Annotated in this window: 11 protein-coding genes; 4 read left to right on the top strand and 7 right to left on the bottom strand. The window is 44.1% G+C overall.

Annotated elements, in window-relative coordinates:
• From serS to QXE01_08505, 7 genes are all read right to left on the bottom strand, one after another.
• On the bottom strand, positions 1–1,296 hold a 1,296-nt coding region (gene serS, locus QXE01_08535; protein ID MEM4971283.1), incomplete at its 3' end, for a serine--tRNA ligase.
• A gap of 97 nt (positions 1,297–1,393) precedes the next feature.
• Positions 1,394–2,086 (bottom strand): DUF981 family protein, encoded by a 693-nt coding sequence (locus QXE01_08530; GenBank protein MEM4971282.1) that lies wholly within the window; start codon positions 2,084–2,086, stop codon positions 1,394–1,396.
• A 204-nt stretch (positions 2,087–2,290) separates the two neighbouring features.
• Entirely contained in the window at positions 2,291–3,814 is a 1,524-nt protein-coding gene (gapN, locus tag QXE01_08525; GenBank protein ID MEM4971281.1) for an NADP-dependent glyceraldehyde-3-phosphate dehydrogenase, read from the bottom strand.
• 126 nt (positions 3,815–3,940) lie between these two features.
• Positions 3,941–5,719, bottom strand: a complete 1,779-nt coding sequence (locus tag QXE01_08520) for a glutamate--tRNA ligase (protein MEM4971280.1) — start codon at positions 5,717–5,719, stop codon at positions 3,941–3,943.
• The gene (locus QXE01_08515; protein MEM4971279.1) at positions 5,694–6,224 is read right to left on the bottom strand and encodes a DUF2118 domain-containing protein; all 531 of its coding nucleotides are present in this window, start codon (positions 6,222–6,224) and stop codon (positions 5,694–5,696) included. The genes QXE01_08520 and QXE01_08515 overlap by 26 nt, the downstream gene beginning before the upstream one ends.
• Positions 6,209–7,225: a polyprenyl synthetase family protein gene (locus QXE01_08510; GenBank protein ID MEM4971278.1), complete on the bottom strand. Its 1,017-nt coding sequence runs from the start codon at positions 7,223–7,225 to the stop codon at positions 6,209–6,211. Before QXE01_08510 ends, QXE01_08515 begins: the two co-directional genes overlap by 16 nt.
• 59 nt (positions 7,226–7,284) lie before the next feature.
• Positions 7,285–8,238 carry an alcohol dehydrogenase catalytic domain-containing protein gene (locus tag QXE01_08505; protein MEM4971277.1) on the bottom strand — a complete coding sequence of 318 codons (954 nt, stop codon included), beginning with the start codon at positions 8,236–8,238 and terminating at the stop codon, positions 7,285–7,287.
• Between the two features lie 139 nt (positions 8,239–8,377).
• Between QXE01_08505 and dcd the strand changes: the two genes are divergently transcribed.
• From dcd to QXE01_08485, 4 genes are all read left to right on the top strand, one after another.
• On the top strand, positions 8,378–8,914 hold the full coding sequence (gene dcd, locus QXE01_08500; protein ID MEM4971276.1) for a dCTP deaminase: 537 nt from the start codon (positions 8,378–8,380) through the stop codon (positions 8,912–8,914).
• A 210-nt stretch (positions 8,915–9,124) separates the two neighbouring features.
• Positions 9,125–10,249, top strand: a complete 1,125-nt coding sequence (locus QXE01_08495) for an ATP-binding protein (GenBank protein ID MEM4971275.1) — start codon at positions 9,125–9,127, stop codon at positions 10,247–10,249.
• A 208-nt stretch (positions 10,250–10,457) separates the two neighbouring features.
• A complete protein-coding gene (locus tag QXE01_08490; GenBank protein ID MEM4971274.1) occupies positions 10,458–11,375 on the top strand; it encodes an ABC transporter ATP-binding protein in 918 nt (305 codons plus the stop codon).
• A complete protein-coding gene (locus tag QXE01_08485; protein ID MEM4971273.1) occupies positions 11,372–12,115 on the top strand; it encodes an ABC transporter permease in 744 nt (247 codons plus the stop codon). Before QXE01_08490 ends, QXE01_08485 begins: the two co-directional genes overlap by 4 nt.
• Positions 12,116–12,897: the final 782 nt, after the last annotated feature.

Raw genomic sequence — 12,897 nt, 5'->3', positions numbered from 1 at the left:
GGGGATCTCGACGATGCCCTCGGGATCCTGGTTATTCTCGAGAATCGCTGTTATGGTTCTCGTGCTAGCTATTGCTGTGGAGTTGAGCGTATGTACATAGCCCTTCACCCTCCCCTTCTTTCTGATAAACCTTATCTTGAGCCTATAGCTCTGCCAATCCAAGTCATTGCTAGCGCTCACCATCTCCCTAAACCTCCCCTGGGCCGGCATCCACACCTCGAGATCGTATTTCTTAGCTGCTGGAGCACCCAGATCTCCTGAGGCTATGTTAACAACCCTATATGGGAGGCCGAGCCCTTGGAAGAGATCTTCCGCGTTTTTGATCAGCTCCTCATGGATCTCCCAGCTCTGCTCTGGGAGGGAGAAGACGAACTGCTCAACCTTGTGGAATTGGTGAACCCTGAAGATCCCTTTGAGATCCCTATTACCAGCTCCAGCCTCCTTTCTAAAGCAGGGGCTTATCCCAACATATTTGAGTGGGAGCCTATCCTCATCGATCTCCTCCCCCATGTGGAGGGCTGCTAGCGAGTGCTCCGCGGTACCAATGAGATATAGATCCTCACCCTCGATCTTATATATAGCGTCTTTAAGCCCCTCATAATCGATCACACCCATTATAACAGCCCCCCTAAGCATATATGGGGGTATAACAAGTGTATAGCCCCTCTGGGTCAGCACGTCAATAGCATACCAGAGTAGAGCCATGTCGAGCCACACTATATCGTCGAAGAGATAGTAGAATCTAGAGCCAGCAACCTCAGAAGCCTTCTCAGTATTCCCCAGCCCAAGCACGTGTTCAAGCATATCAGCATGCCCAACAGGCCTCCAGTCAATCACCTGATAGCTCATCTCAACACCCTTTCCAGATGTCTCGCTCAGGAATTGATCTAGATGCTCTCTATAGACCTTAGCAACACCCCAAGCCCTTATAGGCTTCGAAGCACTCTCATCCCCAATGGGCACGCTCTCATGAACTATATTTGGTAGAGAGAGTATCGTTTTCTCCCAGAGCTCGTCGAGCTCCTTCATCTTCCTCTCCATCTCCTGGAGCTGTTCCAAGAGCCTCTTAGCCTCCTCGACAAGGGCCTTCCTCTCCTCCGGCGGTGCCTTAGCGATCCTCTCACTTATAACGTTATGTCTATGCCTAACCTCGTTAATCTCTACCTGGAACTTCCTCCAAGTGGTATCGATCTCTCTAGCCTTGTCAACAATACTTACATCCATAAGCCTCTTCCTAACATGCTCCTTAAGAGCCTCAGGATCCCTTCTAAGGAGCTCGAGAACAGACCAGCTCAACCAGGACACCAGCTAAGATAATAATCAATATCAGGGGATATATCGGTTATAGAAGAGATAAAAAAGGAGTTCGTGTTTAGATATCCATATAATCTAGCTATCCAGTTACGTTGACAGCCCCGTACCAGGGTGTCCACTTACTCCATCCAGCCACATGTCCGAAGGATGCGTTGGCACCTATGAATATAGCTATCGCCGCAGCGATAACTAGGAATACTATCGCCAGCCATCCAAGAGCCTTTCTATAGCTGCTCTCCCTCAGCACTAGAGGCGATAATAGTGCTGAGAGGCCTATTAGGAAGTACATTAGTCCTGAGAGCTCCGGGGTTCTGGTGAGCCTCATACTCCAGATCACAAGGCTATAGACTATCACAGGTATCCCTAGAGGGGCTAGAGGTATAGCTATATACCTTGGGCTCAAACCACTCCAGAGCGCAATGCCTATGATTAGAAGGGCTACGCCGAATAAAGCCCATGGATCTATAAGAACTATGTTATAGCTCCCAGGCAGCGGCCATACAAAAGTACCCCATAGACCGGATGCGAGCGCGTATATCCCAACAGATATGAAGTAAAGCCCAATCCCCTTGTTAATTAAAGCAACATCTGCTGGAAGGGCCTGCCTAAGCATCTCACCAGCCTCCTGCTTACCACCACCGAGGCTCTTAGAAATCTCGCCAATACTCTTCACCCTCACAACATTAACATAGACGCCATACGCAGCTACTAATAGCGTTGCACCCAGTATCATTAGCCACAAATCAAGCGGGTCTGTGAATAGTAGGGGCATCACATCACCCAATAAAATCCTTGTGTGAGTTCTTAAAAAGCTTATTATTACTTCATATACGGTAGCAGATATTACTCGAAAGGGTTAATAATATATGTAAATAAATATACATGATAGTAAGGATAGATATATGGGTAGTAAAATGTATAAAAACCTAGCAATGGCTCATTAATGTTTTAGTGATAAGGGTTAGATGTAGAATGTCTAGAGGTATTCCCATATACCCTTACCTTTATAGTTATAAACTATAGTTTTATATGCAGTTGTATATTCGATCGCATAGCCTATCCCCTCCCTACCGATCCCAGAGTTCTTCCTACCTCCGAATGGGTAGTAGCCTATACCATGTCTCGGATAGTCATTTATATATATCGCGCCTACCTCTAGATGTCTTATGAGATACCTGATCTTGTTTATATCCTTGCCAAATATAGCTGCGTCAAGCCCGTAGGGTCTTCTATTGCTTATCTCGGCAGCCTCTTCAACACCTTTAACACTTGTTATCAAAGCTATTGGCGCGAAGATCTCCCTTCTATAAGCCTCGATCTCGTTAAGCCTATCCTTTGGAACTTCGATCAATGTTGGCTCTATATATGTATCGCCAAGCCTTCTACCCCCTACTAATATCCTGCCACCCTTTGAAACAGCATCCTCTATAGCTCTGACCATCTCATCAACCGCTCTAGCCTCTATAAGGGGTCCCATATCAACCGATGGGTCTCTGGGATCGCCTACCTTCACCTTCTTTAGCTCCTCAACCAGGAGGGATTTGATTCTCTCGTATATAGGCTCTTCAGCGAGGATCAGCTTTATAGCATCACATCTCTGTCCACTATAGCTATATATACCCCTTGCAATCCTCTGGGCACTCCACTCTAGATCGGCATCGCTTAGAACAACTGCTGTATCGCCTCCTCCTAACTCCATGATAAACTGCTTAATACCAGCGGACTTAAGAACCTTTAACCCGGTCTCGGTGCTTCCTGTGAGGCTTATAGCACCTATCCTGGGATCTGAAAGGATCTTCTCCATATCGCTGCCCTTAAGCATTAGAAGAGCTAGAGCTCTCCTGGGAAAGCCTGCAAGCTCTAATAATCTTATGAACATAGCGACGGGGATAGGATCTAGAGATGATGGTTTAACTATAAAGGCATTACCAGCTATCACCGAGTATGAGAGCTTATTAACGGTGTCGAAAAGGGGATAGTTAAATGGGGTTATAGCTAGCACGATGCCGACAGGCTCTCTCCTAACTATAGCCTCCGTCTCTGTTGTTTCATCGCTCCAGTCTCCTGGTATATAGTCTCCCTGGATCTTCCTCAGATCTAGATCAGATCTTCTAAGCCTATCAATAGAAGCTTTAACCTCCCCCTTAGCAGCTCCAAAGGTCTTCCCAGCGTTTAGCACTAGAGAGTTAACCAGGTCATCCATATTACTCTCAAGAAGATCTGCTGTGCGGTGGAGTATATCAAGCCTCTTATAGCCAGGTAGGTTTCTTATATCCCACCTACCATATCTATATACTATCTCGAGAGCTCTCTCAACATCGCTTAGATCGGGGATTGAGATCCTCGCAATGACAGATTGATCTATAGGGGATCTCACATCGTAGAAAGCCCTTCCCTCGACCCATTCGCCAGCTATATAGTTCTTGAAGATCGGTATGCCATCGCTACCAACCCTATAGATCTCTCTAAAGGCTGGAGATGTTATCTCGAGTTTAACCATTCATATCTAACCTCACATTAATTATACCTGGGGTAAATATATTTATTTCTGAGGTATATCAATGTGGATCATGTTATAAGCGATATATACTGGCGATATAGATATATTGGATTTTCTTACCATAGACTAATTATGGATCTTTAGCATAGTAACCCTATCACTCGTTCTCTCAACAACCTTTACAAACCCAACCCTCATTAGCTGATAAACACTATCCTCTAGAGAAGCTATGCTTTTCTCAACCAACCCCTTGTAAAGTCTATACCTAAGCCCAACGGGATCTTTTAATAGCGCCTTGATATGATCTTGGGAGACCCACTGTATTATCGGTAGCCCCATTTTCCTAGCATCATCAAGCCCGGAGGATATGTATTTAGCATGTGCAACCCCGCTTTCCTCATCAGCTTTTATGAGTTCGACATTTGCAAGCTCCATGAGCCTGAAAGCCTTAGGATCTGGTATAGCCCTAAGATCTGCCTTGGATATATATACATAAGCTCCTCTCTTATCAACACCGATCCTCAACACCCTGGATCCCAGATCTTTGTTATCTGGGTGGAACGGCATCTCCACCTCTAAGGACTCCTTTGGGAGGCCCTCTATATATAGCTTTATGGGATCTGCTACAAACATTAGCCTCCTAGTTGTTGGATCTAGCTTCTTTCTATTAAGAGAAGCCAGGTTATCCCACGAGATTGTTGCATCACTAACCTTAACCCCTAAGGAGTATATGGTCTCTCTAATTGTCTCACTGAGGATCCCCCTAGATCTGAGGCCTGCCAGAGTTCCGAACCTAGGATCTGAGAACCCATTGAATCTCCCTGGGCGTTTCTCAACCATAGCCCTTATCTTTGATTTACTCAGTATAAAGCCTTCTAGCTTTAACCTGCCAACATTGATCACATGGGGATATACCCAGCCCATATGCATATATAGATAGCTCTGTTTAACTGTGTTCTGCATATGCTCCCTACCCCTTATAATATGGGTAATCCCCATGAGATGATCGTCAACACCTGCTGCGAAATTATATGTAGGCCAGACTATATATCTATCACCAACAAGGGGGTGTGGATATCTAGAGGTATCTATGATCCTCATGGCTATCCAATCAATCACACTGGGATCAGGATGATCTAGATCCGTTTTAACCCTTAGAGAAGCTTCACCCTCTCCGAAGAAGCCTGAGAGCATCTTATCAAATAGCTCTAGATTATACTCAACAGGCTGTGATCTATGTGGACATGCTCTTCTAAGAGCCCTATTCCTCGAGATCTCCTCCCTACCGCATAGATCGACATACGCCCCACCCCTCTTGATCAGCTCCCTAGCAACTTGGTAGTATAGCTCCATCCTTAGACTCTGTATATACTCCTCATCCCATTTTATCCCCAGCCACCTGAGATCCTCCTTAATAGCCCAGTAAGCCTCGGGCATAGGGGTCTTTATCCTTGGATCTGTATCCTCCAACCTGAGAATCATTTTACCATTATACATCTCCTTAGCATATATATAGCTGAGAAGAGCAGGCCTAGCATTGCCTAGATGTAGCACAAAATCGGGGTTTGGGGCAAACCTAGTCACAACACCCTTATCAGCGTCTGGAAGGGGTGGGAGCCCCTTGATCTCCTCTCTCTTTCTACCTTCCTCAGAGGGTGCGAGCTCCCCAGCAATTCTATCTAGATCCTGCTGGGAGAGGCTATTAACATAGTCAACAACCTCCTTAACCACCTTAGCGAGCTCCCTAGCATATGATCTTAGCTCTGGCCTCTCACCGAGAACCTTATTCATAACAGGGCCTGGAGATGCTTTGCCACCATGCTTCATAGCATTAGCTACAGCGTGCTTAAGTATCAGCCTCCTCAGATCCTCGCTAACCTCAAAAGATCCTGACTCTCCTGGCATCCTCTCCACCAACAACTATGAATAGAAGCTTTTCAGGCTTTGAAGCCAGATCCTGGTATATATATGCTATAACACCATCTACATCAGCCCTAACAGTCCTCACCTCACCCTTCCCAGTAGATATATAGGCGATTTTAGAGCCGCTCCTAACAACCTCACCCTCAGATACAATTGCGTGGATCCTATGGCCGGTGGCCTCTAAAATATATGCCTTTGTATCGCCTTTAACATATAGCCCCTCGCCAGACCCCTCCCACATGAGTAGGAAGTCACATATGATCCTACTCCCAACAAGATCTAAGATAAGCCCCCCAGCGATCTCATATGGAACCTCGATAAGGCATTTAGAACAGCTGTTAGGACACCCCCTACTAGCTATTAGCTCTCCATCCCTCTCCTGGATGCAATATGTATTTCTAGCAAAATACCTAGCCTCGGGATTCCCCTCGAGGCATCTGGGATCTATAGCTATATATGGATACCCCTTCATCAACGCTCTCTCCATGCTAGCCTTAATATGAGATCCCTGATCCATGATATAGGTCTCCTCTCAGCTCCTCTAAGCATCTCGAGGTTTCTGAGAGCATCATCAACATATCTCCTTATAAGCTCCTCAGCATATTTAACACCACCTACGCCGACTATGAGATCTCTGGCCCTCTCAAGATCCTCTCTAGAGGCGTTTCTATTACCTAGAACCCCTAAGAGATACTCCCTCTCGTCCCTACCTAGCTTTGAGAGTGCATATATAACCATGATGGTCTTCTTACCCTCCCTAAGATCGCTTAGCACGGGCTTCCCAGTAACACTTGGATCTCCTAGAAGGCCTATGAGATCATCTCTTATCTGGAAGGCTATCCCAGCGCTTTTGAAGCAGTTCCAGAGCCTCTCAAGATCTTCTTCCAGTGCTCCACCAAGGATCCCGCCTATATATGCTGATGCCATGAAAAGGGCTGATGTCTTCTTATAGATCATCTCAATATATTTATCCTCAGAGACATAGCTAGCACTAGCAAGCTCTAGATCCATCGCCTGGCCCTCAGCAACCGTTATAGATGCCCATGTAAGCGTTTTGATAGCCTTTAAAACCTTCTCAGACTCTACACCGAGGTCGTATAGCCTGGTCATCGCCTCGTATGACTTGGCAAACAACAGATCTCCAGCAAGTATAGCCATATTCTCACCATAAACCCTATGTGTTGTGGGAACCCCCCTTCTAAACTCATCCCGATCCATTATATCGTCGTGAACAAGTGTGAAGTTATGGAGAATCTCTATAGAGGCACCTGCAATGGCGGAGACCTCTGGCTTAACACCATATGCCACCCCCACTAAACCAAGTACGAGGGGCCTCAGCCTCTTCCCCCCGGCTTTTATTAGGTGGGATGATGCTTTGTAGAGGATCTCTGGGTCGCCTGATAAAACACTATATATATTTCTCTCGACAAGGGATATATATGTCTTTGCAAAAGCCTCGAAATCGCCCTCAGATTGTGTAGCGCTCAAACTAGGCTCTACCGATATTCTTAGCATTTATAGCTTAAGAATATATGTTGCAAGGGGATCTATGTCGGCTTTATAGCAACCTTGAAGATCCCTGGCTCTAGAGATGTTTCGAAGGCTTCAACAGCATCTTCTATATCGTATATCTTATCAACTCTAACCTCGATCACATCTGACTCAAGGATCCTTATAGCCTCTCTAAACTCTCGAAACGTACCGCATCTAGATCCTATGATCTGTAGCTCCTTCACAACAGCCGGTGTCATAGATATCTCCGCACTAGAACCAGGGGTGGATTTAACATGTATTATCCCCAGGGGCTTGGCTATCCTTATAGCTAGGTTAATAGCACCAGGATCTCCTGAGGCTTCGAATACATAGTCATATTGATTCTCTCCAACCTCACCTCTATATACTATACCATCTGCTATACCCTTAAACTCCTCAGCCTTAGAGCTATTCTCCCTAGCGATGACATCAACATACACCCCATATAGCCTCTTAAAGATCTGAACGGCTAGCCATGCAATACTGCCAGTCCCCACCACAGCTACCCTATAGCCCGGCTTGATCGGTTTAAGACTTAGAGCCCTCAGAATTGCTGCTAGAGGCTCTATAAATATACCCTTCTCAGGAGGTCCTCTGAAGATGTGGAGAGCATCTATAGGTGCTATGAAATACTCAGCCATACCCCCGTCGAAATCGATTCCAAGTGTCTTCTTATTAGGGCAGTGGGTATAGAGACCAGATCTACAGTAGCTACACCTCCAACAGGGAAAGTTTATCTCAGATGAAACCCTCACATTAACGAGATCCTCAGGGCCCTCGACAACCCTTCCAACAACCTCGTGCCCAGGGATTAGAGGTGTTTTGAACAACCTATATGTACCCAGGTAGAAGGCCTTATCAGTACCGCATATCCCAACAAGCTCGCTCCTCACAAGAGCCCAACCACTCGGGGGTTGCGGGGTCTCTACATCCCTAACCTCTAATCTCCTAGCACCATGTAATAGCACGGCCTTCAAACAACGGCCCCAACATAGAAATGTGATAAGAAACGAATATAACGCTATAGCTGGGATATAGAAACAATTATCCCCGAAAGCCCCCACCCTTTAAGAGGTATGTATGGCAATACTCTATACGGTGGTTCTAGTGATTCTCTCAGATTTCGATCTGCGTAACTATATAGCTAGCGGTAGGCTCTATATAGAGCCCTTCGACCCCTCTATTGTTAGGGAGAATGGCTTGGATCTGAGGCTTGGCAGGGGTTTCTGTGAGTTGTTGGAGGTATCAGAGGTTCTAAACCCCTATGAGCTCGATAGCAGGGATCTCAGTAGGTTCTATAGATGTGGCGATGGTGATGAGCTTATCCTGAAGCCCTGGGGAAGGTATCTATTACACACCATGGAATATATAAGGCTTCCACCGGAGCTCGTTGGCTTCGTAGAGCTCAGATCAACGCTTGCAAGGCTAGGACTTATGATCCCACCAACAATAGTTGATGGGGGGTTCGAGGGAGAGCTAACCATAGAGGTTCAGGCACCACCATTCCCAGTGAAGCTGAGGCCTGGCACGAGATTCCTACACCTAATACTCTCAAAGGTATCAACACCAATCGAAAAACCATATAGAGGAGAATACCAGGGGCAGAGAGGCGTGAGACTCCCAAAGAAACTAGAGAAACCATAAAACCTTTGTCTAAAGCTTGCTAAACTCTTCCCTGCTCTAAAAAACGAGGTTTTTCAGTTATAAAGGTTGGGGGAGGAAATTTACCTAATAAAAGATTAGAGACTCAGCTATAGTTATTCATATGCCTCCTTGTTCTAATATGTCTAGAAAATTGTTGATTTTAGCGTTTTTAAGTATCGGGGGTGTTACTTAGTATCGGGGGTGTTACCTGTGTTATTCGATCCAAGGCCAAAGATCCGTAGGGAGGATCTATTTGATAGAGAGAGGGAGATTGAGGAGCTTAAGGAAGCTGTTTCTAGATATCCCCTAACTCTCCTACTTGGTATTAGAAGAATTGGTAAGACATCTGTTCTGAGAGTTGCCCTTAACGAGCTTGGAGTTCCATATATATATCTAGATCTTAGGGCCTTGGAGGGAGAGGGCTATAGTAGGGCATCCCTCTATAGACTATTCTCTGAATCATTTACAGATGTTGCATCAAAGTGGAGGGGGATAGCCGATTATTTGAGGAGTATTAAGGGGATAGAGGTTCGTGCTTTTGGAGCGTGCCTTAAGGTGGATTTGAATTGGAGTGAGAAATCTCTAACCCTTGGAAGGATATTTAGCGAGTTAAATCGTGTTGCGGAAAGGGCATCCCCGAGGGGATTCATCGTATTGGCTTTCGATGAGGCCCAGATATTGAGATATATGAGTGGTGGTAAGGGTAGGATTGATTTTAGGGAGATTTTGGCATATGCATATGATAACCTGCCTAACCTAAGGTTCATATTAACAGGGTCTGAGGTCGGCTTATTGCTAGGTATGCTTAGGCTAGACGATCCACAAACCCCCCTCTATGGAAGATTCGTTAAGACGATAAAGCTCGAGAGATTTGATATGGAGAAATCCCTAGAATTCCTTAGAAGAGGCTTTAACGAGGCAGGTGTAAGGGTTGGCGAGGATATTATTCAGAGGATATATGAGAGGGTTGATGGGATAGCTGGCTGGCTAACGTACTTCGGATCCTCAATTATAGAGTCGAGATATAGAGGGTCTAATAGCGAAATAGTTGAAGAGATAGCTGAGAAAGCATTAAAGCTAATAGAGAAGGAGCTAGGGGAGATCCTCAAGAGATCGAAATACCATGTATATATATTAAAAGCAATAGCTCTAGGCATAAACACGTGGTCAGGAATAAGGAGAGCGGTCGAAGCATGGCTAGGAAGACCGGTAGAGAACACACAGATCGCAAGAAGCCTTAAAACCCTAGCAGAGCTCAGCATAATAGAGAAGAGAAACCAGAGCTACCACATAGCAGACCCATTAATAACTGAATACTGCAGAAGAAAACTCTAGCAATTGTAAATGTAAGAAGCTCATAGCCCTCAAAAACCCACACAACCTAAAGGTTAAATTCTTCACTTACAGCTGAAAGCCCTGCTCTCTTGGGCAGAGAGGGGTTCAGATCATTTTTAGGAGAAACAACCAGTTCATCTACAACAATAGGTTTCTCTACTATAACATGCTTTAGCCCTTATAAAATAACATTTGGTGGTGGAGGGTAATGGTTATAAGAGTAATTAATTTAACCAAGGTTTATGATAATAAGGTAAAAGCTCTAGATAACGTTTCATTTAGTTATGATAAGAAAGGCTCGGTGCTGACTATTATAGGTTCTAATGGTGCCGGTAAAACCACCCTTATGAGGATACTTGCTGGTCAGCTTTTACCTACCAGTGGTGAGGCTTATGTTCTAGGATTTAATGTGGTTAAAGAGTTTAACAGGCTAAAAAGGAAAATTGCATTTCTACCACAGGATATTAGAGCGTTCTTCTATACCCTTACTCCGAGAGACTATATATTCTCCTACCTTCTTATGAGAGGATATTCTATAGGTGATGCCCATACCCTTACAGCAAGGATATTGGATGAAATGGGGTTAAAAGATGTAGCTAGCATTCCTGTTATGAAGCTCTCTGGTGGGACTGTAAAGCGGGTGTTTCTTTCAATGGTATTTGCTGTTGAAGATGCTGAGGTATATTTTCTAGATGAACCCTATACAGGGGTTGATGTGAGGGCTAGGATTGTTACATGGAATATTATGAGGAGAATAGCTAAGGAAGGGAAAACGGTTATAGTTGCGAGTCACTATTTAGAGGAAGTATCAACGATATCCGATCATGTATTAGTCATGAATAGAGGTAGAATAATTGTAGAGGGCTCTCCTAGCGAGCTTTTAGCAAGCTTTTTCAGAGGTGTGAGTGGTAAAATAGTTATAAAGGATGTTGATATTGGTAGAATCAATAATATCTTAATAGGTGGGGACGCAAATACAAAAATAATTACGGTGGGCGATACAATCTTCATATATACCGCTGATATAAGGGATCTTTCGAGCAAGCTTGTTAATCTGGGTTTAAAGGTTGAGATAGCGCCTTTAGGGCTAGAGGATATAGTTATCAACTTAGGTGCTTCAGAATGAAAAGCATTATAGAGTATTTTAAACAGTTTAGGGGGATGATGTATTTTTACTTCATGGGCTATATTATTAGAGGCTTAACACCCCTCATAGGAACAGCTGTATGTGTTGTGACACTCATAGCTCTCCTTCTATTTATAGGTGGAGCTGAATTTCTACCACACATCATCATCGGCACACTAACAGCACTAGTATTTGGTAGCGGTATGTCCCAACTTTCCGTAGATATTAATGGTCTTACCCTCTCCCGCTTTAAATACATGCTTGTATCATCCCCTGTTAATCCATTAGTATATGCTTTCGGAGCAGCTACAGGCATGAGCTTTGTTACATTATTGCTCGTAATTCCACTATTCATATTCTACCTAGTCATTGTTAAACCTAGTTTAAGTGCTATAGCTATAACCATTGCTATGCTCTTAATACTATGGGTTACTGGGATCACCATGGGATTTACTATATCACTTAGAATAAGGGAGCCGATCAGGCTAATGAGTATTACTGACATAATATATTCGCTACTAGTCTATGTTATGCCAGTGTACTATCCGATAGAAATACTCCCTGAATATATATGGCCGGTAACCTATATCTCACCAGTTACTCACGTAGCACTAATGCTTAGGAGTATTACAGGTGTTAGCTCGGTACACATAACTCTAATGAACTGGATCATACCATTTATATACCTAGCGATCTTTACATTCATAGCCGCATATAAAGCGCAATGGAGAGAAAAATAGTTAAATGTCACATAGTCCAACTCTTTAGCTCTATGATAAAGCCTAGCAAGCAAGTCAAAGAGCTAAACCTTACAATTCTGCAGCAGATCATCGATCCGAGTATGCTTCTTGATCTTGCTCAGTATTTCTTACCTTGCTTATAAGCGAAGACCTGGTCTTTGATCTATGGTTTTGATCAATGTAATGCTTATTAACCTAAGAGATCTTGAGATCAAGAGCGTGGAGCTAGCCATCTAAAGATCTAATAGTTACTAATGTCGATCGCTAATAATTAATATGTTTATTTAAGTCCCTTAGAACTTGTGGCTAAAGAATCAATTATTACGGCCAAGACAACTAGTTCGAACCGGATCTCTGGTTTGAGGAAGCGTATCTCATTGAAACTGGTAGAGGGGACAAACATAATATTAACAATTAATAGAGTTTTACTAAAGGCTAGAATTAAAGTGTTTAGATGCCAGAGCAGTAATATGATCTAGATGTAACCTATGGCACTCTTGACAGATCTTGTCTTATGTAAAAGCCGCACCAGCTCCGAAGGCCGGAACTGAACCAGAATGTTGCACGATACTCAAATAAATCTGTAGCACATCAGGAGAGATGATCAGTTCTTCTGTAACAGTAGAGTGAATTATTCTACTGCAACACGCTTTAATCTTTTAAAGCCATATATATAGTTAGGCGAAGCTAGATGACTAAAGTCATACGTGTACGTTATGAGAACGGTGTTCTCAAGCCTCTAGAGCCAGTGGATTTAGAGGAGGGCAAGGAGGTTGTGGTGA

This window comes from Sulfolobales archaeon (genome assembly GCA_038897115.1).
Taxonomy (GTDB): Archaea; Thermoproteota; Thermoprotei_A; order Sulfolobales; family AG1; genus AG1.
This window is presented reverse-complemented; position numbering and strand designations above follow the sequence as displayed.

Coding starts and splice junctions, on each gene's coding strand:
- QXE01_08530 (MEM4971282.1), bottom strand. CDS start 2,086: ATGCCCCTACTATTCACAGACCCGCTTGATTTGTGGCTAATGATACTG.
- gapN (MEM4971281.1), bottom strand. CDS start 3,814: ATGGTTAAACTCGAGATAACATCTCCAGCCTTTAGAGAGATCTATAGG.
- QXE01_08520 (MEM4971280.1), bottom strand. CDS start 5,719: ATGCCAGGAGAGTCAGGATCTTTTGAGGTTAGCGAGGATCTGAGGAGG.
- QXE01_08515 (MEM4971279.1), bottom strand. CDS start 6,224: ATGGAGAGAGCGTTGATGAAGGGGTATCCATATATAGCTATAGATCCC.
- QXE01_08490 (MEM4971274.1), top strand. CDS start 10,458: ATGGTTATAAGAGTAATTAATTTAACCAAGGTTTATGATAATAAGGTA.
- QXE01_08485 (MEM4971273.1), top strand. CDS start 11,372: ATGAAAAGCATTATAGAGTATTTTAAACAGTTTAGGGGGATGATGTAT.